The organism is Blastomonas sp. 34TW (assembly GCF_059803595.1).
The window spans coordinates 53201-78138 of sequence record NZ_JAPFGW010000006.1; the positions used below are offsets into that span (position 1 = coordinate 53201).

General features: G+C 63.7%; 24 protein-coding genes. 14 read left to right on the forward strand and 10 right to left on the reverse strand.

Features of this window, described 5'->3' with window-relative positions; translation table 11 throughout:
- The first annotated feature begins 68 nt into the window (after nt 1-68).
- The 7 genes from OPU69_RS09465 to OPU69_RS09495 all read left to right on the forward strand — a co-directional run bounded on the left by OPU69_RS09465 (nt 69) and on the right by OPU69_RS09495 (nt 8685).
- Nucleotides 69-1085 carry an FAD-dependent oxidoreductase gene (locus tag OPU69_RS09465; RefSeq protein WP_498510607.1) on the forward strand — a complete coding sequence of 339 codons (1017 nt, stop codon included), beginning with the start codon at nt 69-71 and terminating at the stop codon, nt 1083-1085.
- 60 nt (nt 1086-1145) lie between these two features.
- On the forward strand, nt 1146-2447 hold the full coding sequence (hslU, locus tag OPU69_RS09470; protein WP_498510609.1) for an ATP-dependent protease ATPase subunit HslU: 1302 nt from the start codon (nt 1146-1148) through the stop codon (nt 2445-2447).
- Nucleotides 2448-2569: 122 nt separating this feature from the next.
- Nucleotides 2570-4198 (forward strand): methyl-accepting chemotaxis protein, encoded by a 1629-nt coding sequence (locus OPU69_RS09475; RefSeq protein ID WP_498510611.1) that lies wholly within the window; start codon nt 2570-2572, stop codon nt 4196-4198.
- 155 nt (nt 4199-4353) lie between these two features.
- Complete coding sequence (locus OPU69_RS09480) at nt 4354-5739, forward strand: M48 family metalloprotease (protein WP_498510613.1); 1386 nt, start codon at nt 4354-4356, stop codon at nt 5737-5739.
- 95 nt (nt 5740-5834) lie between these two features.
- Nucleotides 5835-6614, forward strand: coding sequence for a DsbA family protein (locus OPU69_RS09485; protein ID WP_067513546.1), 780 nt, complete (start codon nt 5835-5837; stop codon nt 6612-6614).
- A gap of 42 nt (nt 6615-6656) precedes the next feature.
- Complete coding sequence (locus tag OPU69_RS09490) at nt 6657-7646, forward strand: M48 family metalloprotease (RefSeq protein ID WP_498510615.1); 990 nt, start codon at nt 6657-6659, stop codon at nt 7644-7646.
- 142 nt (nt 7647-7788) lie between these two features.
- Nucleotides 7789-8685, forward strand: coding sequence for an OmpA family protein (locus OPU69_RS09495; protein WP_060977872.1), 897 nt, complete (start codon nt 7789-7791; stop codon nt 8683-8685).
- Between the two features lie 60 nt (nt 8686-8745).
- Here OPU69_RS09495 and OPU69_RS09500 read toward each other — a convergent pair whose 3' ends face one another.
- Nucleotides 8746-9345, reverse strand: coding sequence for an HD domain-containing protein (locus OPU69_RS09500; protein WP_498510617.1), 600 nt, complete (start codon nt 9343-9345; stop codon nt 8746-8748).
- A 103-nt stretch (nt 9346-9448) separates the two neighbouring features.
- On the opposite strand from OPU69_RS09500, the gene OPU69_RS09505 reads away from it, so the two are divergent.
- Together OPU69_RS09505 and OPU69_RS09510 are read left to right on the forward strand one after the other, a co-directional pair.
- Nucleotides 9449-10546, forward strand: coding sequence for a sensor histidine kinase (locus tag OPU69_RS09505; RefSeq protein WP_060977874.1), 1098 nt, complete (start codon nt 9449-9451; stop codon nt 10544-10546).
- Entirely contained in the window at nt 10543-11349 is an 807-nt protein-coding gene (locus OPU69_RS09510) for a LytR/AlgR family response regulator transcription factor (protein WP_060977875.1), read from the forward strand. The genes OPU69_RS09505 and OPU69_RS09510 overlap by 4 nt, the downstream gene beginning before the upstream one ends.
- Before the next feature lie 120 nt (nt 11350-11469).
- Here the strand turns inward: OPU69_RS09510 and OPU69_RS09515 are convergent, their stop codons facing one another.
- Nucleotides 11470-11925, reverse strand: a complete 456-nt coding sequence (locus OPU69_RS09515; RefSeq protein ID WP_498510620.1) for a nucleoside deaminase — start codon at nt 11923-11925, stop codon at nt 11470-11472.
- A gap of 147 nt (nt 11926-12072) precedes the next feature.
- Between OPU69_RS09515 and rpmB the strand changes: the two genes are divergently transcribed.
- The gene (rpmB, locus tag OPU69_RS09520; RefSeq protein WP_060977877.1) at nt 12073-12354 is read left to right on the forward strand and encodes a 50S ribosomal protein L28; all 282 of its coding nucleotides are present in this window, start codon (nt 12073-12075) and stop codon (nt 12352-12354) included.
- Complete coding sequence (locus OPU69_RS09525) at nt 12354-12821, forward strand: Rid family hydrolase (RefSeq protein WP_060977878.1); 468 nt, start codon at nt 12354-12356, stop codon at nt 12819-12821. Before rpmB ends, OPU69_RS09525 begins: the two co-directional genes overlap by 1 nt.
- Here the strand turns inward: OPU69_RS09525 and OPU69_RS09530 are convergent.
- Together OPU69_RS09530 and OPU69_RS09535 are read right to left on the reverse strand one after the other, a co-directional pair.
- Nucleotides 12790-13827, reverse strand: coding sequence for an esterase-like activity of phytase family protein (locus tag OPU69_RS09530; protein WP_498510622.1), 1038 nt, complete (start codon nt 13825-13827; stop codon nt 12790-12792). The two genes, OPU69_RS09525 and OPU69_RS09530, sit on opposite strands and share 32 nt — an antisense overlap.
- A 16-nt stretch (nt 13828-13843) precedes the next feature.
- A complete protein-coding gene (locus OPU69_RS09535; RefSeq protein ID WP_498510624.1) occupies nt 13844-15718 on the reverse strand; it encodes an ABC transporter transmembrane domain-containing protein in 1875 nt (624 codons plus the stop codon).
- A 273-nt stretch (nt 15719-15991) separates the two neighbouring features.
- Here OPU69_RS09535 and OPU69_RS09540 point away from each other — a divergent pair, with 273 nt between their 5' ends.
- Both OPU69_RS09540 and dgcA read left to right on the forward strand, forming a co-directional pair.
- The gene (locus OPU69_RS09540) at nt 15992-17212 is read left to right on the forward strand and encodes a polyhydroxyalkanoate depolymerase (protein ID WP_498510626.1); all 1221 of its coding nucleotides are present in this window, start codon (nt 15992-15994) and stop codon (nt 17210-17212) included.
- 69 nt (nt 17213-17281) lie between these two features.
- Complete coding sequence (dgcA, locus tag OPU69_RS09545) at nt 17282-18250, forward strand: N-acetyl-D-Glu racemase DgcA (protein ID WP_498510628.1); 969 nt, start codon at nt 17282-17284, stop codon at nt 18248-18250.
- Between the two features lie 55 nt (nt 18251-18305).
- Here dgcA and OPU69_RS09550 read toward each other — a convergent pair whose 3' ends face one another.
- The 6 genes from OPU69_RS09550 to OPU69_RS09575 form a co-directional block, all read right to left on the reverse strand.
- On the reverse strand, nt 18306-18815 hold the full coding sequence (locus OPU69_RS09550; RefSeq protein ID WP_498510630.1) for a pyridoxamine 5'-phosphate oxidase family protein: 510 nt from the start codon (nt 18813-18815) through the stop codon (nt 18306-18308).
- Between the two features lie 141 nt (nt 18816-18956).
- Entirely contained in the window at nt 18957-20132 is a 1176-nt protein-coding gene (locus tag OPU69_RS09555; protein WP_060977883.1) for an acetyl-CoA C-acyltransferase, read from the reverse strand.
- A 51-nt stretch (nt 20133-20183) separates the two neighbouring features.
- Nucleotides 20184-20642, reverse strand: a complete 459-nt coding sequence (locus tag OPU69_RS09560) for a MaoC family dehydratase (RefSeq protein ID WP_060977884.1) — start codon at nt 20640-20642, stop codon at nt 20184-20186.
- 185 nt (nt 20643-20827) lie between these two features.
- Nucleotides 20828-22006 (reverse strand): mechanosensitive ion channel family protein, encoded by a 1179-nt coding sequence (locus OPU69_RS09565; protein ID WP_060977885.1) that lies wholly within the window; start codon nt 22004-22006, stop codon nt 20828-20830.
- Nucleotides 22007-22033: 27 nt separating this feature from the next.
- Nucleotides 22034-23395, reverse strand: coding sequence for a putative O-glycosylation ligase, exosortase A system-associated (locus OPU69_RS09570; RefSeq protein WP_060977886.1), 1362 nt, complete (start codon nt 23393-23395; stop codon nt 22034-22036).
- Nucleotides 23388-23561: a hypothetical protein gene (locus OPU69_RS09575; protein WP_167348194.1), complete on the reverse strand. Its 174-nt coding sequence runs from the start codon at nt 23559-23561 to the stop codon at nt 23388-23390. Before OPU69_RS09575 ends, OPU69_RS09570 begins: the two co-directional genes overlap by 8 nt.
- Nucleotides 23562-23684: 123 nt before the next feature.
- Between OPU69_RS09575 and OPU69_RS09580 the strand changes: the two genes are divergently transcribed.
- Nucleotides 23685-24932, forward strand: coding sequence for a TIGR04063 family PEP-CTERM/XrtA system glycosyltransferase (locus OPU69_RS09580; protein WP_498510634.1), 1248 nt, complete (start codon nt 23685-23687; stop codon nt 24930-24932).
- Nucleotides 24933-24938 lie beyond the last annotated feature (6 nt).

Sequence of the window (24938 nt, forward strand, 5' to 3'; positions counted from 1 at the left end):
GGTTGGTGACAAGCGGCGGTGCCGCATTGTTGCTGGGGGGATGCACGACAGACGCGACGACGCGCCCGATGCGTGCGCTCCCTGCCCCACCTGCCTGCCTGCCCAGGGTTCAGGTCGATCCCAACCGCGTGATCCGCACCGTGGCCGGGCTGCGTCCGTTCCGTCCCTCCGGCTTCGTGGTGCGCGCCGAGGCATTGGGCGATACGCGGCTGGTGCACAATTACGGGCATGGCGGCGGCGGCATCTCGCTGAGCTGGGGCAGTTCGCGGCTGGCGACCTCGCTCGGTCTGCCGAGTCATTCGGGCCCGGTCGCGGTGATCGGTGCGGGGATCATGGGGCTGACCACCGCAAGGCTCGTGCAGGAGGCCGGCTATCCGGTCACCATCTATACCGCCGCGCTGCCGCCGCAGACGACATCGAACATCGCAGGCGGCCAGATCTTCCCCACCGGCTATTTCGACGACCATGTCGCGACGCCGGAGTTCCGCGCGCAGGCCGATGCCGCCGCCGATTACAGCCGCCGCCGCTTCCAGATCATGGCGGGCGACGATTACGGTATCCGCTGGCTGCCCACTTATGATCAGACGCGCCGCGTCGGGCCGCTTCCGTCCGATTTGCGCTTTCCCGGGCGGGTCCGCCTCACCCCCGACGAGCACCCCTTCGCACTCGACAATGTCGTCCGCTACGAGACCATGTATGTCGAGACCGGGCGCTTTCTCGAGCGGCTGCTGCGCGACATTAGGGTGGCCGGCGGCAAGGTCGAGCTGCGCAGTTTCAACACGCCGTCCGAGGTCGCGGCGCTGCCCGAGCGGCTCGTGTTCAACTGCACCGGGCTGGGTGCAGCCAAGCTGTTCGGTGACCCCGAACTCGTGCCGGTACGCGGACAGCTCGCGGTGCTGATCCCCCAGCCCGAAATCCGCTATGCCTATGCCTTCCCCGCCGGATACATGTTCCCGCGCGGCGACGGCATCTTGCTCGGTGGCACCTATGAGCGCGGCGAATATCTTACCGAGCCTCAGCCGCAGGACATTGCCGCAATCGTCGAATCGCACCGCAGCCTGATGGCGGGATGGCGCTGCGCTTGAAGCCAGCGCGGCCACACCCCAATTTGTGAGCGCGATACTCCCTTCCAGAGAAGACACTGAATGACCGATACGCTTACCCCGAAGAACATCGTTGCCGCGCTCGATGCGCATATCATCGGCCAGAAGGACGCCAAGCGCGCTGTTGCCGTCGCGCTGCGCAACCGCTGGCGGCGTCAGCGCCTCCCCGCCGAGCTGCGCGACGAGGTGACGCCGAAGAACATCCTGATGATCGGCCCTACCGGCTGCGGCAAGACGGAGATCTCGCGCCGCCTGGCGAAGCTTGCCGATGCGCCGTTCATCAAGATCGAGGCGACCAAGTTCACCGAGGTCGGCTATGTCGGCCGCGACGTCGACCAGATCGCCCGCGACCTGGTCGAGGATGCCGTGCGGCTCGAAAAGGAGCGCCGCCGCGAGAAGGTGCGCGAGGCAGCGTCCGAGGCGGCGATGGAGCGGCTGCTCAATGCGCTGGTCGGCGACAATGCCAGCGAAGCGACGCGCCAGAGCTTCCGCCAGCGCATCATCGACAATCACATGAACGATACCGAGGTCGAGATCGAGGTCGAGGCGACGCCCAATATGCCGATGGAAATCCCCGGCATGGGCGGCCAGGTCGGCATGATCAACCTCAGCGACATGATGGGCAAGGCCTTCGGCCAGAAGCGCACCAAGCCGCGCAAGATGCGGCTCGCCGATGCCTGGGACAAGCTGATCGAGGAAGAATCCGAAAAGCGCATGGACCAGGATGACGTCGCCCGCGCGGCGCTGGCCGATGCCGAAGCCAATGGCATCGTCTTCCTCGACGAGATCGACAAGATCGCGGTGTCCGATGTGCGTGGCGGATCGGTAAGCCGTGAAGGCGTGCAGCGCGATCTGCTGCCGCTGATCGAGGGCACAACCGTCGCCACCAAATACGGCCCGATGAAGACCGACCACGTGCTGTTCATCGCCTCGGGCGCGTTCCACATCGCCAAGCCCAGCGACATGCTGCCCGAACTGCAGGGCCGCCTGCCGATCCGCGTTGAATTGAAGGCGCTCAGCGAGGAGGATTTCTTTCATATCCTGACGCAAACCAAGGCCAATCTGGCGCAGCAATACAGCGCGCTGCTGGGTACCGAGGAGTTGAAGCTGGAATTCAGCGAGGACGCGCTGCGCGAGGTCGCGCGGATTGCCGCCTCGGTGAACGAGACGGTGGAGAATATCGGCGCTCGCCGTCTCCAGACCGTGATGGAGAAGTTGCTGGAAGATATCAGCTTTAATGCAGAAGATCACCGCGGCGAGACGATCAATATAGATGCCGATTACGTTCGATCGCAGCTGACCGGTATCGCCAAGAATACCGATCTCAGCAAATACGTGCTGTAAATTATCGGGGGTTTGATCGACGGACGCCTTGCCTGCGAATCATTTTAGCGGCGTGTTAACCACGAACGTGACAAGTGATTCGCATGACAAGCTTGCGATCTCGGCAGAAACTGGCCCCAAACATGGGACAGCTCGGATTCCGTGCGCAACCCTCCCTGGGCGATGGCACGGATAGCCATCGGCATCCCGAACTCGCATCGATCTCTATCGCCGTCCACCATATGCAGCGCATCTGCACCTGCAGCGTGCACATGCTGCCCAGTGCGATCATTGTGGCGGTGGTCCTCAGCTGGGCGGCCTGGGGCACGCCGGGACGGATGCTGACGTTGACGGGCACGAGCCTGAGCGTCCTGTGCGTGTTCAGCCTTGTTCCGTTGGGCGGTGTATTGAAGCGGTTGGCGGAGGGCCAGGACAGTGCCGACCAGAACCGGCTGGCCAGATTGCATCTGCTGTTCTGCATCAATGCGCTGGTCTCGGGACTGAGCTGGGCCTTGGCATTTGGCGGCCTGATGCACTCGCAAAACAGCCATCTGATCGATCTGGCCGTTCCCCTGGGCATAGGTATCGCCGCGATCGGCGCACTCAACTTCCTGCCCCTGCCCTCTGCCAATCTGTTCTGGTTGAGCGCCATGATGAGCGGTCTGTTCACGGGGATCATGGCGACCGGATACGCCATCACCGTCTACTTCTTTCCGCTCGCGGCGATCTTTGCCATCATCATGTGGCGCAACACTGCGGCCCTATGCAGCAACTTCGCCAGCCATCTTGTGCAATCGGATGAACTGGCCAAGGCGCGAGAGCGCGAATTTGCTCTGCGGCAGAGCGAGGCCGTGGCGGTCGCCGAACGCGATCAGCGTGCCCAGGCGGCGCTGGTTGCGCAACGCGAACAGCATATGGCTGCGCAGCGCAAGGCAATGGCAGCGCTGGCCGAAGGGTTCGAGCTTTCCGTCGTGCAGACCATCGATCGGCTGACCGACGCGCTGGCGCAACTGGGCAAGAGTGCGGCGGCGCTGCACAGCATCGGCGAGGAGACCGACAGCAGCGCGACCCAGGTTACTGCGCGAGCGAGCAATGTCGGCCTGTCGGTGCAGCATGTCGCCACTGCCATCGAGCAGCTCAACCGATCGGCCAAGGCGATTGCGCAGCGCGTCGATGCCCAGCACCAGGCAGCGGCGGCCGCCCGCAGCGCCAGCATGTCGGGCAGTGTGGCCGTGAGTGCGCTTGCCACCCAGGCGGAAAAGGTTTCGGAAATCACCACGCTGATCAACGAGATCGCCTCGCAGACCAATTTGCTGGCGCTCAATGCAACGATCGAGGCTGCCCGTGCGGGCGAGGCAGGCCGCGGCTTTTCGGTCGTCGCGCACGAGGTCAAGCAGCTTTCGGGCCAGACGCGCGGCGCAATCCAGGCCGTCGACGAAACGGTACAGGGAATCCGCGCACGCATGGACCTGACCGAAATGACGATCGATTCGATCGCCGACCAGATCGACCTGGTAACCGAAGGCGCGGCGCATATTGCCAAGGTCATCGCCGATCAGGGCGAGGCGACCAGCGACATCCACTCGAGCAGCCTGCAGGTGGCCAGCGATGCGCACGCGATGGAAGAAACCGCGCAGGCCGTCCGCCACAATGCCGAACGGGTCAAGTCGGTCTCCGATGACATGCGGCTTGTCACCTCGCAGCTAGAGGAACAGGCGCTGGCGCTGCGCCGGGCGAGCAGTGCGTTCCTGGCCGAACTCAGGGCCGCCTGAAACACCTGTCGTCGCATTTGTTGCCGCCCCGCTGGGCATATCGTCCGCACCACGCTAAGTTCGACCCCGAATATGCGGTTTCATCGCATGTTCATCGGCGGGGCTTCACCTGTCCCGCCTTCGATCGAGCCTCCAGCCATGGAAACCGGCAGCGCATGCAGCACCGCTCCCAGCCTCAGCCTCCTGCGATAGCCCGGCTGCTTGCCAGGATGCTGGCGCTGTGCGCGGCTGCCATGCTGGCGATCCAGCCGGCGGCGGCGCAATCGATCCTGCGCGATGCGGAGACCGAGGCGCTGCTCGCAGACATGTCGCGCGACCTGATCCTTGCCGCAGGGCTTCTGCCGTCCAATGTCAATGTCGTCGTCATCAACGACCGCAGCATCAACGCCTTCGTCGCCGGGACGCAGGACGTGTACATCCATAGCGGGCTGATCGAGGCGGCGGACAATGCCAACGAGGTTCAGGGCGTCATCGCACACGAACTCGGGCATATCGCACTCGGCCATTCGATCACCCGGTCGGAAAACGCCTCGAAAGCTGGCAATATCACCATCCTGTCGTTGCTGCTCGGCCTTGCTGCGGTGGCGGCCGGCGCGGGCGAAGCGGGGCTGGGTATCATCGGTGCAGGCCAGCAGGCCGCTCTGGGCAAATTCCTGGCGCACACTCGTGGCGAAGAATCGGGAGCCGATGTCGCCGGCGCGAAATATCTCTCGCAGGCAGGCCTGACCGGCAAGGGCTCGCTCGCCTTTTTCAAGAAGCTGCAGAACCTGGAATTCCGTCTCGCGATCCCGCAGGAGGACAGCTACAACCGCTCGCACCCGCTGTCGGGCGAACGCATCTCGCTGCTGCAGGAAATCTACCAGGACGACCCGGCGTACAACAATCCGCTCGATCCGGCGCTCGAAGCGCGGTTCCAGCGGGTCAAGGCCAAGCTGGTCGGCTATGTCGCCGAACCCACCGAGACGCTGCGCGATTATCCCGAGACCGACCAGAGCGTGCCTGCGCGCTATGCCCGGGCCTATGCTTGGCACAAGAGCGCCTACCCTGAAAAGGCGCTGGCAGAGGTCCGCTCATTGCTCGCCGAGGCACCCGACGACCCGTATTTCCTTGAAATCTACGGCCAGATCCTGCTCGAATCGGGGCGCCCCAAGGAAGCAATCGCCCCGCTGCAAAGGGCGGTGGCCAGCACCAACGCCCAGTCGTTGATCGCCGGCGTCTATGGCCATGCGCTGATCGCGACCGAGGATCCGTCGAACCTCGCCGAAGCCGAGCGCGTGCTCAAGGCGGCGGTGGCACGCGATGCGGAAAATCCGTTTGCATGGTATCAGCTGGGCGTGGTCTATGCCGATCGCGGCGATACCGCGCGCGCGGCGCTGGCCAGCGCAGAACGTTACGTGCTTCAGGGCAATGCGCCATTGGCGCTTCAGAGTGCCGAACAGGCGATGACCACCCTGCCCCAGGGCAGCGCCGACTGGATCCGCGCGCAGGATATCGCGATCCTTGCCCGCGATGCGGTTGAACGCCAGCGCCGCCGCCGCTAAGTCGCATCGATCCATTGCATTTCACCAACCAAGGGCCCGCCATGACATCGCAATCGTCTTCTTCCGGCGAGGCCCGTTCAGGGAAACTTCCATTTATGATCGGTGCCGGTTTGCTCACCATCGCCGCAGGTGTCGGCACGCTTCTGTGGCAGAGCGGTGCGACCGTGACCTCGGGCGGCGCGGCGGCACAGGATGCCGACAAGGCGGCGGCCGCCGCCGGGTTCGATACGAAGGACAAGGCGGCGATCGAGGCCATCGTGCGCGCCTATATCCTGGAAAATCCGGAGATCATTCCCGAGGCGGTCGAGAAACTGCGCGGCAAGCAGGCGGCCAAGCGCATCGCCTCGGTGCGCAGCGAAGTCGAAACGCCCTATGCCAGCGCCTTTGCCGGCAATCCCCAAGGCGATGTCGTGCTGGTCGAATATTCGGATTTCGCCTGCGGTTTCTGCCGCCAGAGCGTGGCCGATGTCGCGAAGCTGTTGGGCGAGGACAAGAACCTCAAGATCGTGTTCCACGAGCTCCCCATCCTGTCGGACGAGAGCCGCGTTGCAGCCGCCTGGGGCCTGGCCGCCGCAAAGCAGGGCAAATATTATCCGTTCTACAAGGCGATGTTCGCCGCCGGGCGCCCGAGCCAGGCGACGATCGAGCAGGCCGCCAAGACGGCAGGCCTCGACATGGCCGCTGCGCGTGGCTTCGTTGCCAGCAAGCAGGCCGAACAGGTGCTCGACGACAATATCCGCATCGCGCAGCAGCTCGAATTCAGCGGGACGCCCAGCTGGGTCGTGGGCAACCGCGTGCTCAACGGTGCGGTCGGCTATGACGAGCTCAAATCGGCGATTGCCGATGCCCGGTCGGTGAAGAAGCCGGTCGGCTGATTCATGCGCAGGGCTGCGTGCGCCTGGGCCATGGCGGGGCTGATGGCCCTCGCGGCCCCGCTGCCCGCCATCGCGGCTTCAGGATCGCCCAAGGCTTCCGAATGGTCGCTTGCTGAGTTGCGCGCGGCCGATGTCCGCGTGCTCAGCGTCGGTTACCGGCTCGCCACGGCCAGCGCGCCGTTCTGTCGCGCGATCGAGAACGCTGCCGGGATGACGCTGCATCATATCGGGCAATATCCCGATGCCGATGCGGCGCGTGCCACCTTCGGCTTTGCCAGCGACTATGCCGTGCTTGCGCTGGTCGCCGATGGCCCGGCTGCGCGCGCAGGTCTTCGCACCGATGATGCGATCGTCTCGCTCAACGGCATGCCCCTTGCCCCAACTGCCGAGGAACTCGCGGCGATCGATCAGGTCGCGGCCTATCGCCCAATCGCCTGGGCCGATGCGCGGATGCGGGCAGCGCTGGACAAGGGACCGGTGGCGCTGGGCATCCTGCGGGGCGGCGAGCCGATGACGGTCACGGTCGCGGGCACACCGGCCTGCCGAAGCCGGTTCGAGCTGCGCCCGAGCGATTCCTATGGCGCATCCGCAGACGGCGATATCGTCGGCATCACCGTGCCGATGCTGGCCTTCATGGTCGATGATGACGAACTTGCGGCCATCCTGGCGCACGAACTGTCGCACAATCTGCTCGAGCATCGCAGGCGGCTCAACGAGGCGGGGGTTCAGCGCGGGCTGATGCAGCAGCTCGGCCGCAACGCCCGCATCACCCTGGCCACCGAGATCGAGGCGGATCGGCTATCGGTCTGGCTGATGGCCAATGCCGGCTATGATCCGCGCGGCGCCATCCGCTTCTGGACGCGCTATGGCCGCCAGCGCGGCAAGGGCATCTTTTCTGCACCGACGCATTACCGCTGGAAGAAGCGGGTGAGGCTGTTTGAAGATGAACTCGCGACACTGCAGGCGTCCGTGCAGGAGCCCCGCGGCTGGTATCCGCCGCTGCTCGCTGAACCACCAGCGCCGCTCGAGTAACGGGCCAGGACCGTTTGTTCCTCGCCTCGCCGTATGCATCGGGTCGTCTTGCCGCAGGTTTCGAGTCGCAACAGGAACCGATAGCCCCATTTGTCAGTCTCCCGAGGAACAGGGACGAATTTCATTTCCTCAAGGAGCATCTATGCCTTTTCATGCCACCACGTCGGGCATTCGTCTGACCCTGGCCGCGCTCGCGCTTTCCGCCTCGCCTGCGCTCATCGCCCAGCAGAACACGCCACTGCGCGCCGATGTCGCGAGCGAAGCCGAAGCGCTTCCCGATCCCGCGACGATGACCAAGGGGCCCGAGATCAAGGGCGTGCTCACCGCGCGCCAGGGTGACCGAATCCAGGTGCAGACTGCCGATGGCAGCCGCACGATCCTGTTCGTCAACGACCAGACCCAGGTCCGAGCGACTGGCGGTCTGTTCGGAGCAAGCCGCACCCAGCTCGATACCGGCGCGCTGCTCAACGGCCTGCCGCTGACGATCAAGACGCTGCAGTCGGGCGACGCGCTGCTCGCCAGCCAGATCACCTTCAAGAACACCGACTTCAAGACCGCTTCAATGATCCGCACCGGCACCGCGCAGCAGTTCGCCGAACAGTCGGCGGCGACCGAGGCGCTGCGCGGACGCATGGGCGATATCGACCAGTATAACGTCAAGGCGACGACCAACGTCTATTTCGACACCGCGCAGGCGAAGCTCAGCGATCAGGCCAAGGCAGAACTGTGCGCCGCTGCAGGGTCGGCTGAGCAGATGGACAACGCGCTGCTGCTGGTCGTCGGCTATACCGACGCTGATGGCGACGAGGAATTCAACCAGACGCTGAGCGAGAAGCGCGCGGCGAGCGTGATCAACTATCTGCAGCAGGTCTGCAAATGGAAGCCCTATCGCATGCTGACGCCTGCCGGGATGGCCGAGGCCGATCCGGTCGCAGACAATATGACCGAAGAGGGCAAGGCGCAGAACCGCCGTGTTGCGGTCAATGTGCTGGTGAGCAAGGCGGTGGATGGCCTTTACGCCGAAAATTCGGCGCGCTGACCGGTCCGGGTGCCAGAAACATGCAAGGAAGCCCTCCCGCTTGGGGAGGGCTTTTTGCTGTCAGGCCTGTTCGGCGACCTTGGCATACATCGAGTTGATCGGGCGAGCCATCACCCGGCGCACCATCGGCTCGAAGAATTCGAGCGGTTCGCTCTCGTAATCCGGATCGAACGCGGCCTGATCGTATTTCTCGCAGAATTCCGCGCAGGCGTCGAAATGGGGCGAGCTGCGGAAATTCTCGCGCACGTCGCGGTCGCCGCCGATGAAGTGGAAATAGTAATAGCCCTGGAACGCACCGTGGTTGGCGCAGATCCAGTGGATTTCCTCCGACACGAACGGCTTGACGATCGCAGCTGCGACATCGGGATGGTTGAAGCTGCCCAAGGTGTCGCCGATATCGTGGAGCAGCGCCATCACGACATATTGCTCGTCGCGCCCGTCGCGATGCGCGCGAGTTGCAGTCTGCAGGCTGTGCTGCAGCCGATCGATCGGAAAGCCGCCGAAATCGCCATCGAGCAAGCGCAGGTGCGCCAGCACGCGATCGGCCAGCCCTCCTGCGAATTCGCGGTACTGCCCGGCGATGATCGCCCAGTCTTCCTGCGTCCCGTTGGTCATCGCGGTGAACTTGGCCCGAGCCTCGGGCGCCAGCATATCCGTCATGGGGCATCCTCTCCTGTCTGTTTGCACGAAGCGTAACCCAGCCTGTCAGAGGATGCAAAAAATTGTGGGGTGCGGGAGCGAAACCGGCTAGACCGGGTTTACCATGGCGATGCTGCCCATCAAGCCGACACCGTTCTTTGCCAACAAGAACCGGGCCTTCTGGAACCTGCAGACGCTGGGCTGGGCGGGAGCCTTGGCGCTGCGCGGCATATCGGGGCTCGCCAATGGCCAGCCGATCTCGTTTCTGGTACCGATCATCATCGCGACGATCACCGGCTATTCGGTCTCGCTGGTGATGAGCGTGATCTACCAGACGCTGATCGACCGCAAGCCGCTGGTCACCTGGGGCGTCACCCTCATCGTGCTGCTGACCGGCTCTGCGCTCTGGGCGTTTGTCGATGCCTGGGTAGCCACGCTCTATCGCCCCGGCACCGACAGCAATTTCACCGCGATCCTGCTCGGCGCGTTCTATCTCGACCTCACCCTGCTCGGCGCGTGGTCGGCGCTCTATTACGCGATCAACTTCTTCCTGAGGATCGAAGAGCAGCAGGACCAGATGCTGCGGCTGGAGAACCAGGCGACCAGCGCGCAGCTGGCGATGCTGCGCTATCAGCTCAACCCGCATTTCCTGTTCAACACGCTGAACAGCATCTCGACGCTGGTGCTGCTCAAGCAGACCGAACCGGCGAACGCGATGCTTTCGCGCCTCTCGTCGTTCCTGCGCTACACGCTCGCCAACGAGCCGACGGCGCGCGTGACGCTCGAGCAGGAAGTCGAGACGCTGAAGCTTTATCTCGACATCGAGAAGATGCGCTTCGAGGAGCGGTTGCGCGCGCATTTCGACATCGAGGCGAACGCGGCCAAGGCGCTTCTGCCATCGCTGCTCTTGCAACCGCTGGTCGAGAACGCCATTAAATATGCCGTGACGCCCAAGGAGGACGGCGCCGATATCACCATCTCGGCGCAACTCATCGGACCTCTGCTGCGTATCACCGTGACCGACACAGGGCCCGGATTGAAGAAGCAAGGCGAGAAGGCCAATGCGTCAACCGGGGTCGGGCTGGCGAATATCAGGGACAGACTGTCCCAGGCATATGAAGACAATCACCGGTTTGAGACACGATCATCACCCGGGGGCGGCTATAGCGTGATTATCGAAATTCCGTTTGAAACACGCGAACAAAGGCAATTACAGGCATGACCATCCGCACCATCCTGATCGATGACGAGAAACTCGCGATCCAGGGCATGCAGCTCCGGCTGGAAAAGTTCGAAGACATTGAGATTATCGATACCTGCCTCAACGGACGCGAGGCCATCCGCAAGATCAAGACGCTCAAGCCCGATCTGATCTTTCTCGACATCCAGATGCCGGGGTTCGACGGTTTTTCGGTCGTGCAGGGGATCATGGATATCGAACCGCCGCTAGTGGTGTTCTGCACCGCCTATAGCGAACACGCGATCAAGGCGTTCGAAGCGCAGGCCGTCGATTATCTGCTCAAGCCCGTCGAGGACGTGCGCCTGGCCGATGCGATCGATCGCATCCGCGAGCGCATCCGCGACAAGAAGGGCCGCGAGGAAGCGGTCAAGCTGATGAACGTCCTCAACGAGGTCGCTCCCGATGCGGTCGAAAATCTCGATCTGGGCGAAGAGGACGAGGCGGCTGCTTCGAACCGCTACGAAAAGCTCATCAACATCAAGGATCGCGGCCAGATTTTCCGCGTGGATGTCGACACGATCGAGCGCATCGACGCCGCGGGCGATTACATGTGCATCTATACCGGGGACAATTCGCTGATCCTGCGCGAGACGATGAAGGATCTGGAAAAGCGGCTCGACCCGCGCAACTTCCAGCGCGTGCACCGCTCGACCATCGTCAACCTGGGGCTCGTCCGTCAGGTCAAGCCGCACACCAATGGCGAATGTTTCCTGGTGCTCGAATCGGGCGCGCAGGTGAAGGTCTCGCGCAGCTATCGCGACGTGGTGGCAAGATTCGTCCACTGATCGGGTAGCCGTATTGATCGCTTGTGGTCGTTACCCCCGCGAACGCGGGGGTCCCGCTTTTTTCGCGGCCCGTCGCTGATAAGCGGGATTCCCGCGTTCGCGGGAATGACGGCAACGGCGCTAACGCCGCGCGGCGAAGAACGCCTTGAGCATCGCGGCGGCCTCTTCCTCTCCCACACCAGCATAGACCTCCGGCTTGTGGAGCACCGTGGGCTGATGGAACAGGCGCGGGCCATGTTCCACCGCCCCGCCCTTGGGGTCGCTGGCCGCATAATGCAGCCTCGCGATCCGGGCGTGCGCGATCGCGCCCGCACACATCGCGCACGGTTCCAGCGTCACCCAGAGCTCGCATCCCGCCAGCCGGTCGCTGCCCAGTGCCGCGCAAGCCTGGCGGATTGCCATGATCTCCGCATGCGCGGTGGGATCGTGCAGGGCACGCGGCTGGTTATGGCCTCGCCCGATGACCTCGCCCTTGCGGACGACGATCGCGCCCACCGGCACCTCGCCCAGCTCTGCTGCCTTGCGCGCAAGATCGAGCGCGAGAGCGGCATATTGGCGGGCGGTTTTGAGCGTCATGCCCTCCGCCTTGCCGCAATGCGCCTTGCGCTGCCAGCAGATTCACGGCAGATACGGGTTATCGGCGCGCAGGCGGTTGACTTGAAGGTCATCTGACGCTAACCGCCCCGTTCTTCTAGCAAACCTATTGCATCAGGATTCTTTATCATGTCGCGCATCTGCGAACTGACCGGCAAGGGCCGGATGGTGGGCCACAATGTGTCTCACGCCAACAACAAGACCAAGCGCGTGTTTCTGCCCAACCTGCAGAACGTCACGCTGATGAGCGAAAAGCTCGAGCGCAGCTTCAAGCTCCGCGTGTCGACTTCGGGCCTGCGCTCGGTCGAGCATGTCGGCGGCCTGGACAACTGGCTGCTCAAGACCAGCGAAGACAAGCTTTCGGCGCGCGCTGCCAAGATCAAGCGCGAACTGCACAAGGCTGCGGCCTGATGGCCTGCCAGCGCACCGTGCTTCATGCCGGTGCGCTGGGCCTTGCAGTATTGGCCGTCCCCGCACAGGCGGGCACGCGCACCACTGCCGAGGTACTCTACTCCGAAAATCCGCAGGAACGCGCCTTTCAGGAGAGCGCGGGCTATAGCGATGCCGTGATCCTGCGCGACGGTACCGTCTATCTGTCGGGCGTGGTGGTTGGCCCAACGGCAGACAAGGCTGCGTTCGAGCGCAGCTATCGCCGCATCAGCGACATCCTGCTGCGCGCAGGCGCGACCTGGGAAGATGTGGTCGAAATCACCAGCTATCACACGGATATAGAGCCGCAAGTTGCGGTCATGTCTGAAGTGCAGAAGCAGTTCATCACCCCGCCTTTTGCCGCCTGGACCGCCGTGCAGGTCACGCGCCTCTATTCGCCCGGCGGTGTTACCGAAATCAAGATCGTGGCGAAGAAGGCGGTTCGCTGAGTTCGAACTTGAGCAGCAGGCTGCGCTGCAGCAGCAGGTAATTGTCGTCCGCAATCACCCACAGGATCGTACGCTGGCCTTCGCGATCGACGGCGATCCCTTCCATATTGTCGACCGGCAGAGGCGGTCTCAGCGTCGCGATGACGCTCGGGCGCACCAGCGCCTTGGGCTTTATCTCGTCCGTCTCGATCAGCGCTATCTTGGCGCTCACCCCTTCGGCCAGATTGAACCTTCGGTGCAGCGCGACCAGTCGGCCGCTTGGCAGCTGTGCGATATCGGTGATGCGATAGCCCTGTGGTGGCTGATAGGCGAACGACGCAGCCTTGGCACCCGGTTCGGCAGGATCGCTTCGGAAGATGAGCCCCACCGTCACGCCAGGACGAATCGAACGCGATTCGGAAAACACGAGAAACCGGCCGTCGCGCAGCCGCACCATCGCCTCTGCCCCGCCGTTGTTCGGCCATTCCTGCATGGACCGCGGCTTGCCGGTCGCCTCGGCGCGCGCGAAGCCGGGGGCATAGCGCCGGATGCGGTGGCGCTGCTCGAACCCCACCCAGAACCGGCCCGAGACGGGATCGAAGGTCAGGCTTTCCGAATCCTGATCCTTCTTGGTGCTGCGCTCGCCCTTGCGCACCGGCAGCGGTGCAATGAAGCTGTCCTGCGCCCTGCCCTTGGCCGTGATGGTCAAGCCCGCAAGGATGGCGGCATCGCTCAGCGCGATCAGGCGGCCATTGCCCATGGCATGCAAAGCGGAAACGCCGCCGAATTCACTGTTGTCGCTTTGCAGCTCCCAGCCTCCGACCAGCGTCAACGGTCCGTCGCCGATCCGATGCGGCAGGCGCGGCAGGTCGCGCGGCGTCCGCACCGTAATCTGCTGGCTATCATTGCCGGGAATCGGCGAATCGGCAACGAACGCACCAGTACCAAGGAAGAACAGCAGCGAGGTGAGCGCGAGAGCGCGCCGCAGCGCGACGCGCCCGCGCGGTTCGGCTTTGATCGGCTCCACCGCCCGGCCCTCCCCGTCACTCGGCAGCGAGCGGCCCTTCGTTGAACTGCAGCGCCGAAAGCCGCGCATACAGGCCATTGCGCGCCGAAAGCTGGTCGTGCGTGCCTTCCTCGACGATACCGCCATCGCTCATCACGACGATGCGATCGGCTGAGCGGATGGTCGCGAGCCGGTGCGCGATGACCAGCGTCGTGCGGCCCTGCATCAGGTGCTCGAGCGCATTCTGCACCAGCTTCTCGCTCTCGGCATCGAGCGCCGAGGTCGCCTCGTCGAGCAGCAGGATCGGCGCGTTGCGCAAGAGCGCACGGGCGATCGAGATGCGCTGGCGCTGACCGCCTGAAAGCCGTGCCCCGCCCTCGCCCAGATAGCTGTCGAGCCCCTCGGGCAGCTTGCGCAGGAATTCCTCGGCATTGGCCGCGCGCGCCGCCTCCCAGATCTGCTCATCGCTGGCCGCCCAATTGCCGTAGCGCAGATTGTCGCGTGCGCTGGCGGCGAAAAGCACGCTGTCCTGCGGCACGAAGGCCATGCGCTGGCGGATTTCCCTGGGGTCGGCGGAGGACAGCGCCACGCCATCGATCCGTACCGATCCGGCCTGCGGATCGTAGAACCGCTGGGCGAGCTGGAACAGGGTCGACTTGCCTGCACCCGAGGGCCCGACGATCGCAACGGTTTCGCCCGGCGAGACCTGGAGCGAGAAGTCCTTGAGCGCCAGCGTTTCGGGGCGGGTCGGATAGGCAAAGCTCACATTCTGGAAGCTCAGCTGGCCGCGCGGGGGCACTGGCAGCACGATCGGATTGGCCGGGGCCTTGATCTCGGGCTGCTCGTTGAGCAGCTCGTTCAATCGTCCGGCCGCGCCGCCCGCGCGCAAAAGGTCGCCATAGACCTCGGTCAGCGCGCCGAAGGCTCCCGCGACCAGGCCACCGGTCAGCACGAACGCGGCAATATCGCCGCCCGAGAGCCGCCCTTCAATCACGTCGATCGCACCCTGCCACATGATCGCGGTGATCGCGCCGAAGATCAGCGTGATGACGACCGCCGTCAGGCTGGCGCGCAGCGTGATGCGGCGGCGCGCGGTGGCAAAGGTCGTCTCGACCGCCTCACCGAACCGAGCAGCCTCGCGCTCTTCCTGCCCGAATGCCTGAACAATCTTCATCGCGCCGAGCACTTCGGTGGTGGTCGCGCCGACATTGGCGACGCGGTCCTGGCTCGAGCGTGCGACCTTTTCGAGCCGACGGCCGATGAACACGATCGGCAGCACGACCAGCGGGATGCCGAGCAGCAGCATGCCGGTCAGCTTGGGCGCAAGCGAGAACAGATAGACGATGCCGCCAATGCCCACGACCAGATTGCGCAGCGCGACCGAGACCGTGGTGCCGACGACCTGCTCGACGATCGCGGTGTCCGAGGTCATGCGCGAGGCGATTTCCGACGGCCGGTTGGTTTCGAAGAATGACGGGGCGAGGCCCAGCAGGTTGCGCTGCACCGCGAGCCGGATATCGGCGACGACGCGCTCGCCCAGCCACGAGACGAAATAGAAGCGCAAAGCGGTCGAGACGCCCAGGATCACCGTGATCATGAACAGATAGCGGAACCAGCGGCCGATATCCTCGGTGCTGCCGCCATCGCCGCCAAAGCCGCGATCAATGACGAGCTTGAAGCCTGCAGGAATGGCGAGCGTCGCCCCGGCGGCCACGGTCAGCGCCAGCAGCGCAAAGGCGATCTGGCGCGGATAGGCCGCTGCAAACTTGGCAAGCATCGCCAGATTGCCCAGCTGGCGGGGATTGCCGCGCTTGCCCTTGCCACCCTCGGCAAGGTCTGTGACCGGTTCGTCGAGGCCCGCAGGGTCGTTTGCAGCCGCCGCAGCTACCGCTGGATTGTGTGTTTCCGCCATGGCTGTGCGACTAGCAGGCCATCCGGCTGCACTCAACGTTTTTGGGTTGCCCGCCACCGTCAACGTCACCGTTTCGGGACGTCAGATTTACATCTCCCTAAACGCCTGTAACCGATTGATTAACCCGTGCGTGCGAAGCTTTTTACCGGCAACCACGCACGCCGCACCTGCGTTAATCGCTTGTATTTTCGGTGGTGCAGCGCAACATTGGCAGGTGAGAGGCCGCCGGACAGAGCCGCACCAAGCGGACACGGCGGTTTGCAGGGGAATTTGATGCTTTACCACGCCTATGAACTTCAACGCTCGTTTCTTTCGAGCGCCAGCGCCATCGCGACGATCGGCGCGAACATGCTGAACAGCCCGCTCAATCCCATGACATTCTTCGGAGGCGAGCCGATCATGGCTTCGGCGCTCGAGGTGTTTGCGCACGCCTCCGCGCCCTATGGCAAGCCGGCCTTCGGCATTACCACGGTTGATATCGACGGCGCGCCTAGCGCGGTGCATGAGGAGATCGTTCTCAGGCGCCCGTTCGGTGACCTGATCCGCTTCCGTCATGAGAAGCTGGCCAAGGATGCGCCGCGGCTGCTGATCGTCGCGCCGATGTCGGGTCATTATGCCACGCTGCTGCGCGGCACGGTCGCGCGGATGATCCCCAAACACGAAGTCTACATTACCGACTGGGCCGATGCGCGCGACGTGCCGCTGAAGGAGGGCCGGTTCGATCTCGACGACTATATCGACTATCTGGTCGGTTTTCTCGAGCATGTCGGCCCCGGCGCGCACATGCTCGCGGTATGCCAGCCTTCGGTGCCGTGCTTTGCCGCCGCTGCGCTGATGTCGGCGGACCAGCATCCCTGCCGTCCGAAAACGCTGACGATGATGGGCGGGCCGATCGACACGCGCGAGGCACCCACGGCGGTCAACACCATGGCCACGCAGCGTCCGCTCGCCTGGTTCGAGCATAATGTGATCGCCAAGGTGCCCTTCCAGTACAAGGGGGCAGGCCGCAAGGTCTATCCGGGCTTCATGCAGCTGACCGGCTTCATGACGATGAATCTGGGCAATCACATGATGAGCCATTGGGAGATGTTCAAGCATCTGGTCAACGGCGACGGCGAAAGCGCCGATGCGACCAAGGATTTCTACGACGAATATCGTTCGGTCTGCGACATGACCGCCGAATTCTATCTGCAGACGGTCGAGAACGTGTTCCAGACGCACAGCCTGCCCAAGGGCGAATTCCTGCACCGGGGCAAGCGGATCGATCCGTGCGCGATCACCGACATCGCCTTGCTGGCGATCGAGGGCGAACGCGACGACATCAGCGGGCTCGGCCAGACCCGCGCGGCGCTGACGCTGGCGCCGAAACTGCCCAAGGCGAAGAAGAAATATCTGATGGCCGAAAGCGTCGGCCATTACGGCATATTCAACGGCAGCAAGTGGCGCGAACGGATCGCCCCGGTCGTCGAGGACTGGATTGCGAGCCACGATTGATCGCATGATCGGACCGGGAGCGGCGTTTCAGGCTTGCCGCCCCGGCCCCCGGCCCTTATCGCCGCGACCATGATCAAGTTGAAGACCGTGCGCGTCGAGCGCTTTGCCGTTGACGGCAGTTTCATCATCAGCCGCGGCGCCAAGACCGATGTCGACGTCGTCTATTGCGAAGTCACCGATGGCACGCATGTCGGCTGCGGCGAGGGCACGCCCATCTATTACGAGGGCGAGACCGCGGACCTGTGCGCCGAAGCGATCGACATGCGCGCCAAGCAGAATCGGCCACTGACACGCGAGGACCTGCTCAAGACGATGATGGAAGGCGCAGCGCGCAACGCGCTGGATGCCGCGCTCTGGGATCTTGAGGTTCAGGCGTCCGGCAAGCCGCTCTGGCAGCTGGCGGGCCTTCCGCAGCCCAAGCCGCTGGTTACCGCGTATACCATCTCGCTCAACGAGCCCGAAGTGATGAAGGCCGATGCCCGGAAGGCCGCCGCCAAGGGCTATCCGCTGCTCAAGCTGAAGCTGAATGGCGAGGATGACCTGCTGCGCGTCGCTGCGGTACGCGTCGGTGCCCCCGATGCGCGGCTGATCGTCGATGCCAACGAGGCTTGGGAAGAGGTCGATCTGGAAGAGATGACGGGTGCGCTGAAGAAGCTCGGCGTCGAGCTGATCGAGCAGCCGGTCGAGGCCGGTTTCGAGGAGGATCTCGAAGGCGTCGAGAGCGCCCTGCCCTTCTGCGCCGACGAAAGCTGCCATGTGGCCGAAGATATCGACCGGGTGGCGTCGACCTTTCAGGTGGTGAATATCAAGCTCGACAAGGCTGGCGGACTGACAGAAGCGTTGCGTCTGAGCGAGGCCGCCAAGGCGCGCGGGCTGAAGACGATGGTCGGCTGCATGCTCTCGACGAGCTTGGGCATCCGCCCCGCCTTCCATCTGGCGCAGACCGCCGATTGGGTTGATCTCGACGGTCCGGCATTGCTCAAGAAGGACCGCGCAGGCGGCTTCAAGTTCGAAAATGGCATCATCAGCCTGGGCTGACACGAAAATCCGCCGTCTGTCCGGACGCGATGGGCAGACGGCGGAAACTTTCAGGTCAAAGCGCAGTTTCGACGTGCTTGCCCTCGAGGTCCTTGGCCGACATCGTGCCGCCGAACGCCATTTTCAGCTTGCCCATCAGCGACATGTCCGCCTGCCAGATTTCGATATGGCTGGGGTCGAAGCGGAACATCACCAGATCGGGATCATTCTTGCCCTGATCGTACCAGGCCTCGACCGTGTTCGACCAGAATTTGTCGATGACGGCGGGATCGTTGTCGATCGTCAGCATACCCGCAATGCAGGCGAACAGCTTGTGCCCTTCGCCGACATATTGCGCCATCGCATCATTGGTCGAGCTGAGACCTTCGGCGAGGCGGCTCGAGCGCGAGCCGTAGAACCAGATCGGACCGTGGCGGCCATCAAACTGTGCGGTCATCGGCATGCTGTGTGCAACCTGCGCAGGCAGGCCGAGCATCAGGAACGGACTGCTTTCAAGCGCGCTCCAGAAGGCGTCGAGCGCCTCTGACGTATCTTTGGTGGAAGCATGGGGGGTGTCGGGGGTCATATCGTGCTCCTGTCTTGGTAACAGGGGATACGACGGACCGCGAAGCGCGTTCCCGAGCTCGCCTTTGCTGCACACAAAGAAGAACCCGCCCTGGCATCGCTACCAGGGCGGGTTCCGGATGCCTTATCGGCGTCTGCGCGATCAGAAGACCTCGTACAGGCCCGCCGCGCCCATGCCGCCGCCGACGCACATGGTGACGACCACGTATTTCGCGCCGCGGCGCTTGCCTTCGATCAGCGCGTGGCCGGTGCAGCGCGCGCCGGTCATGCCATAGGGGTGACCGATCGAGATCGAACCGCCGTTGACGTTGAGCAGCTCGTCAGGAATGCCAAGCACGTCCTGGCAGTACAGCACCTGCACCGCGAACGCCTCGTTGAGTTCCCACAGACCGATATCGTCCATCTTCAGGCCGAAGCGCTTCAGCAGCTGCGGCACCGCGAAGACCGGGCCGATGCCCATCTCGTCGGGCTCGGTGCCGGCAACGGCCATGCCGACATAACGGCCCAGCGGCTGCAGACCCTTCTGCTCGGCGAGCTTGGCTTCCATCAGCACCGACGACGATGCGCCGTCGGACAGCTGGCTGGCATTGCCCGCAGTGATGTTCATGCCGGGACCCATGACCGGCTGCAGGCCCTTCAGGCCTTCCAGCGTGGTGTCGGCGCGGTTGCCCTCGTCCTTGGTCACCTCGACATCGGTCATCGTGACCTCGCCGGTTTCCTTGTTCTTGAACGCCATCTTCGCCTTTACCGGCACGATCTCGTCGTCGAACTTGCCAGCAGCCTGGGCGGCGGCAGTGCGCATCTGCGAGCGATAGGCATATTCGTCCTGACGATCGCGGCTGATATTGTAGCGCTTGGCCACCGTTTCGGCGGTCTGCAACATCGGCATGTAGATGTCCTTGTGCATCGCCAGCAGCTCCGGATCAGGGCCGACGCGCATTTCGGGGGTCTGCACCATCGAGATCGATTCGACGCCGCCTGCGACGACGACGTCCATGCGATCGACGATGATCTGCTTTGCGGCGGTCGCGATCGACATCACGCCCGACGAGCACTGGCGATCGATCGACATGCCGGCGACGGTGACGGGCAGACCGGCGCGCAGTGCAGCAGTACGGCCGATGGTGTGCTGCACGCCCTGCTGGAGCGCAGCGCCCATCACGACGTCATCGACTTCGGCGCCCTCGATGCCGGCACGCTCGACGGCGGCGCGGATCGAATGCGCCGCGAGCGTCGGCGACGGGGTGGCGTTGAAGCCGCCGCGATAGGCCTTGCCGATCGGCGTACGTGCGGTGGAAACGATAACTGCATCACGCATGGAAATTCTCCTTCAAAGGCTCGCCGCTGTTCGATGGCGAGCGGAAACGGGTCACACGAAAAACTGGCTGATCCACTCGGCCATCACGGCGGGTTTCTCTTCGCCCTCGATCTCGACCGTGAACTCGAGCGTCTGCTGCCACTGGCCAGGGCGCTTCTCCTCGAGCTCGAGCAGCTTGAAATGGCCGCGAACGCGCTTGCCCGAGCGGACGGGCGCAAGGAAGCGAACCTTGTTGCCGCCATAGTTGACGCCCATCTTCACGCCCTCGACGCGCGGGCAGTCCGACTTGGCCATCAGCACCGGGAAGAGCGAGAGCGTGAGAAAGCCGTGCGCGATGGTGCCGCCAAACGGCGTCATCTTGGCCATTTCCTCGTTCACATGGATGAACTGGTGATCGCCCGTCGCATCGGCGAACTTGTTGATCATCTCCTGATCGACCAGCAGCCATTCCGACGTGCCCAGATTCTGGCCCACCATGTCCTTCATTTCCTGCGGGGAAATTGCGCTCATTTCTGTCCCTCCTGTCGATAGTGCAGCAGCCGCCGCGGCGTGCCGCTGTCGTTTGGAATGCGCGTCTTTTGGCGCTTTTCCGCCAGTCATACAAGGCAAGACTGCGCGCCGCTACGGCATGCGGGCGAAGCAAAGCAGTTTACGGAAACGGAAAGCGCAAACCGGCAGAACGACTCGGGTGATCCTCAGCTGTGTTCCTGCACTGTCACCGGAAATCCGCCCACCGGATAGGGCATGATCATCGCACCATCGGGCCCAGCGGTGAAGGTGGTCTGGGTCGGATAGGCAAATTCCAGCTTCTCGGCGTTGAAGCGCTCCAGAATAGCCAGACCGATCCGATGCCGCCCTTCGAACACGACCTCAAAATCGGCGCTCATGATATCAAAATCGAGCTCGAAATCGATCGAACTGGCTCCAAAGCGAACAAATCCGCATCGGATGAAGACTGCCCCTGCCTCTTCGACAATCTGCTTGAGCATGCCCGGCACCAGTCGTGCCCTGTCCGGCGCGGTCTGATAGATCAAACCGATCGTGTAGCGCGTGCGCCGACGGTTGAGCCGGGTATAGTTGATGATCTGCTTGCCGAGCAGATTGGTGTTCGAAATGATGATCTCCTCGCCCGTAATCGAGCGGAGCCGGGCGCTCTTGAGGCCGATCTTCTCGACCGTCGCGGTGGTCGTATCAAAACCGATCGTCTCCCCGCGCTTGAACGGCTTGTCGAAGATGATCGACAGCGCCGCGAACAGGTCCGAGAATATGCCCTGCGCCGCCAGACCGATGGCGATACCGCCGATCCCCAGACCCGCAATCAGGCCGGTGACGTTCACGCCCAGATTGTCGAGCACCATGATCGCGGCGATGGCGAACAGCACCACCGTCACCAGCAGCCGGATCAGCGACATCGCGTTGGCCAGCGTCTCGCTGCCCGCATCGTCGCTGCCCGAAGCACGGCGCTCGATCATGCCCAGAATGATCTCGCGCGCCCAGATGGCGACCTGGAACACGGCGGCGACGGTGAACAGGAAGGTCACGACGCGGAAAATGCCATCGGGGGCTTCGGAGAAGCCGACGACGAGCCGCGCCGAGACCATGATCAGGAAATACTGCTTGGTCTTGGACAGGGTGCGCCCGATGATCGCGGCGAGCGACAGCCGGTCGGGCTGGCGTTCCGCGTATTTTCGGGCGTGCCGCTGGACATAGGCGAGCGCCAGATAGATCGCCGTACCGACGCCCACCGCAATCGCGATTTCTACCGCATGCGCACTGATCCAGGCCCATAGGCCCGTCAGCTTCTGCTCGACATCTTCAGCGGTGATCGGTTCAGGCAGAACCGGGGATGCGTCGGCGGTCTTTTTGGTCGTCATGCCGCCGAGTTAGGGTTGCACTGTCCATTAGGCAAGTTTGGGCGCAGCTTTGCCATCGATCAGCGGACGGAAGGCGGCCTCCTTGCGACGACGCGCCAGATAGGTGTCGAGCCCGATCTGCATTGCGATCAGCATATAGACGAACGGCTGGAACGCGATGCCGACAAAGGCCGACCCGACCATGAAGATGATCTGCCCGTTCTGCAGCGCCAGCGCGAGCGGGACGACCCAGCGTTCGTCCTCGCGATCGCGCTTGCGGTGGATCCGCTGGATGATCTCCATCCGCACGATTCCGCCGAAATGGATGACCAGCCACAGGAAGAGCCCGAAAAAGCCCTGCTCGCCCAGCATCTCGAAATAGCTCGAATGATAGGCGCGGCCCTTGTCGACGATCTCGTTCTTCTCGATCAGGGTGTTGGGGCCATCGCCCTTGGCCGCGACCGTATCGAACTTGACCCGGTTCTGGAGATAGGCCTCGAAGCCGCCGCCTCCCGGGTTCTGCTGCACATATTTCCAGGTCCAGGCCCAGACAGCAACCCGGGTGGAGGCCGACTGATCCGCCTTGTATTCGCCGATCGTCGCCATGCGGTTGGTATAGCTTTGCGGCAGGAACGGCACCGCTGCCACCGCCAGCGCAGCCGCCACGCCGGCATAGAGGAAGCGATAGCGCACGAAGCGCAGCATCAGCACACCGAGAACCCCGATGCACACCAGCCCGGTTCGCGCCTGGGTTCCGATCGGGATCAGCAGACAGGCGAAGATCAGCGCATAGGCAAAGGTCTTCACCCGCCAGTCGGGCGGAAACACCGTGCCGTAATTGGCCAGCCACAGGATCAGCGGGATGATGCAGATGGCGACGGTCGAGATGATCGAGCCTTCGTAAAGCCCGCTATTGTCCGAAATCAGCAGCTGCATGACGCCATAGCCGCCACCGCCCGAGGCCAGCGTCTTGATGCCGCCGGTGATGATGATCGAACTGGCGCACAGCACCATCATCAGCCCCAGCGCCTCGATGCGCAGCTTGGTGCGCAAGGTCAGTGGCAGGAACATCGCGAAAACCAGCGCCTTCCACACCCATTCCCATTTGCCTTGCGCGTCGATCGGAAAGTCCGCCGTCCGCGTGGTATAGGCGCACCACAGGAACAGCAGCAGCATCACGCCCTGGCGGAACGAGACGCGCATGTCCTTCTTGTCGTCGGCGATCAGCCAGCCCAAAAAGGCAAGGCCGAAGACGATCAGCGAGATGGGCACCGCATTGAGCATCCAGTAGGACAGGCGCTGCGGCGCGACGATATCGATATAGGCGTAGGCCAGCACGAAAAGGAACGGCCGCTTGAAGCCCAGCGCAAGAAATGCGGCCAGGAACGCGACAAAGGCAAGGTCACGCATCGCTGCGCTCCTGCTGGCGAGGCCGTGGTTTCGGCTGGAAGAAGCCGGAGCCCAGCTTGTCCTTTTCGGGCGGATCTTCCTTGTCCAGATCGGCGCGCCAGACGAGCCGCCATGCCGCAACGGCAATCAGCAGGTGCGAGATCGCAATGGCAAAATTGTCGACCATGAACCTGCGGCCCTGCCCCAAATGGTGATGCACCGACTATGCAACAGCCGGCTTGCGGTTTACAGCCATAAGCGCAATGGGTTGACGCGGCGTTAATCCTTTTGCGCCATAGGCTTGCGCGCCATGACCCGGATCCTGCACGTTCTCGATCACAGCCTTCCGCTGCACAGCGGCTACAGCTTCCGCACGCGCGCGATCCTGACGGCGCAGCAGCGCGCCGGGCTTGAGGTGCGCGGCGTGACCAGCGTCCGGCATCAGGCCTCTCTGCCCGCCGGTTCGCATGTCGAAGCGGTCGAGCAGCATGACGGCCTGACCTTTCACCGCACCATGGAAGCCGTATCGGGTCCGCCGGGGCTGCGCGAATGGCGCGACATTGCCGCGCTTGCCCGTGCGACAGAGGCGACGGCGGCGATCTGGAAACCCGACATCCTGCACGCGCATTCGCCCGCGCTCGATGGACTTGCCGCGATCCGCGCCGGGCGCAGGCTGGGCCTGCCGGTGCTCTACGAGATCCGCGCCTTCTGGGAAGACGCCGCGGTCGGCAACGGCACGGGCAGCGAGACCTCCGCCAAATACTGGCTCACCAGGCAGATGGAGAACCGCGTCGTAGCGCAGGCGGATGCCGTCGCGGTGATCTGCGAAGGGCTTCGGGATGATCTCGTCGCGCGCGGCTTCCCGGCGGACAAGATCATGGTCTCGCCCAATGGCGTCGATCTGGAGCTGTTCGGCACGCCCGTGCCCGCCGACCCGGCCCGCGCCGAGGCGCTGGGGCTGACCGGCAAGACCGTGCTTGGCTTTATCGGCAGCTTCTACCCCTATGAGGGGCTCGACGACCTGATCGCCGCCATGCCTCTGCTCATCGCGCACAATCCCGACATCCGTCTGCTGCTGGTTGGCGGCGGCCCTGCCGAAGCGGATTTGCGCGCGCAGGCCGAGGCCTCCCCTGCGGCGCACGCCATCCGTTTTGTCGGCCGCGTGCCGCATTCGGAGGTGGAGCATTATTACAGCCTGACCGACATTCTGGTCTATCCGCGCAAGGCGATGCGGCTGACCGAGACCGTCACCCCCCTGAAGCCGCTCGAAGCGATGGCGCAAGGGCGCCTGGTTGCCGCCTCGAATGTCGGCGGCCACCGCGAACTCATCGCCGATGGCGTCACCGGCACGCTGTTCGCGCCCGATGACCCCCAGGCGATGGCCGATGCGCTGGCCGGGCTGATCGCGGGGCGCGAGGGCTGGGACGAGCGACGCGCCACTGCCCGGCGCTTCGTTGCCAAGGAGCGCAACTGGGCGCGAAATGTGGAACGTTATCAACCCGTTTACCAACGCATGCTAGAACGGACCATGGGCAGGCGCATTTCCAGCGCGGCCTGATGACGA

Bases quoted from the DNA above. Each gene is read 5' to 3' on its own strand.
- OPU69_RS09465 (WP_498510607.1), top strand. From the start codon at position 69: ATGCGTGCGCTCCCTGCCCCACCTGCCTGCCTGCCCAGGGTTCAGGTC.
- hslU (WP_498510609.1), top strand. From the start codon at position 1,146: ATGACCGATACGCTTACCCCGAAGAACATCGTTGCCGCGCTCGATGCG.
- OPU69_RS09475 (WP_498510611.1), top strand. From the start codon at position 2,570: ATGGGACAGCTCGGATTCCGTGCGCAACCCTCCCTGGGCGATGGCACG.
- OPU69_RS09480 (WP_498510613.1), top strand. From the start codon at position 4,354: ATGCAGCACCGCTCCCAGCCTCAGCCTCCTGCGATAGCCCGGCTGCTT.
- OPU69_RS09485 (WP_067513546.1), top strand. From the start codon at position 5,835: ATGATCGGTGCCGGTTTGCTCACCATCGCCGCAGGTGTCGGCACGCTT.
- OPU69_RS09490 (WP_498510615.1), top strand. From the start codon at position 6,657: ATGGCCCTCGCGGCCCCGCTGCCCGCCATCGCGGCTTCAGGATCGCCC.
- OPU69_RS09495 (WP_060977872.1), top strand. From the start codon at position 7,789: ATGCCTTTTCATGCCACCACGTCGGGCATTCGTCTGACCCTGGCCGCG.
- OPU69_RS09500 (WP_498510617.1), bottom strand. From the start codon at position 9,345: ATGACGGATATGCTGGCGCCCGAGGCTCGGGCCAAGTTCACCGCGATG.
- OPU69_RS09505 (WP_060977874.1), top strand. From the start codon at position 9,449: ATGGCGATGCTGCCCATCAAGCCGACACCGTTCTTTGCCAACAAGAAC.
- OPU69_RS09510 (WP_060977875.1), top strand. From the start codon at position 10,543: ATGACCATCCGCACCATCCTGATCGATGACGAGAAACTCGCGATCCAG.
- OPU69_RS09515 (WP_498510620.1), bottom strand. From the start codon at position 11,925: ATGACGCTCAAAACCGCCCGCCAATATGCCGCTCTCGCGCTCGATCTT.
- rpmB (WP_060977877.1), top strand. From the start codon at position 12,073: ATGTCGCGCATCTGCGAACTGACCGGCAAGGGCCGGATGGTGGGCCAC.
- OPU69_RS09525 (WP_060977878.1), top strand. From the start codon at position 12,354: ATGGCCTGCCAGCGCACCGTGCTTCATGCCGGTGCGCTGGGCCTTGCA.
- OPU69_RS09535 (WP_498510624.1), bottom strand. From the start codon at position 15,718: ATGGCGGAAACACACAATCCAGCGGTAGCTGCGGCGGCTGCAAACGAC.
- OPU69_RS09540 (WP_498510626.1), top strand. From the start codon at position 15,992: ATGCTTTACCACGCCTATGAACTTCAACGCTCGTTTCTTTCGAGCGCC.
- dgcA (WP_498510628.1), top strand. From the start codon at position 17,282: ATGATCAAGTTGAAGACCGTGCGCGTCGAGCGCTTTGCCGTTGACGGC.
- OPU69_RS09550 (WP_498510630.1), bottom strand. From the start codon at position 18,815: ATGACCCCCGACACCCCCCATGCTTCCACCAAAGATACGTCAGAGGCG.
- OPU69_RS09555 (WP_060977883.1), bottom strand. From the start codon at position 20,132: ATGCGTGATGCAGTTATCGTTTCCACCGCACGTACGCCGATCGGCAAG.
- OPU69_RS09560 (WP_060977884.1), bottom strand. From the start codon at position 20,642: ATGAGCGCAATTTCCCCGCAGGAAATGAAGGACATGGTGGGCCAGAAT.
- OPU69_RS09565 (WP_060977885.1), bottom strand. From the start codon at position 22,006: ATGACGACCAAAAAGACCGCCGACGCATCCCCGGTTCTGCCTGAACCG.
- OPU69_RS09570 (WP_060977886.1), bottom strand. From the start codon at position 23,395: ATGCGTGACCTTGCCTTTGTCGCGTTCCTGGCCGCATTTCTTGCGCTG.
- OPU69_RS09575 (WP_167348194.1), bottom strand. From the start codon at position 23,561: ATGGTCGACAATTTTGCCATTGCGATCTCGCACCTGCTGATTGCCGTT.
- OPU69_RS09580 (WP_498510634.1), top strand. From the start codon at position 23,685: ATGACCCGGATCCTGCACGTTCTCGATCACAGCCTTCCGCTGCACAGC.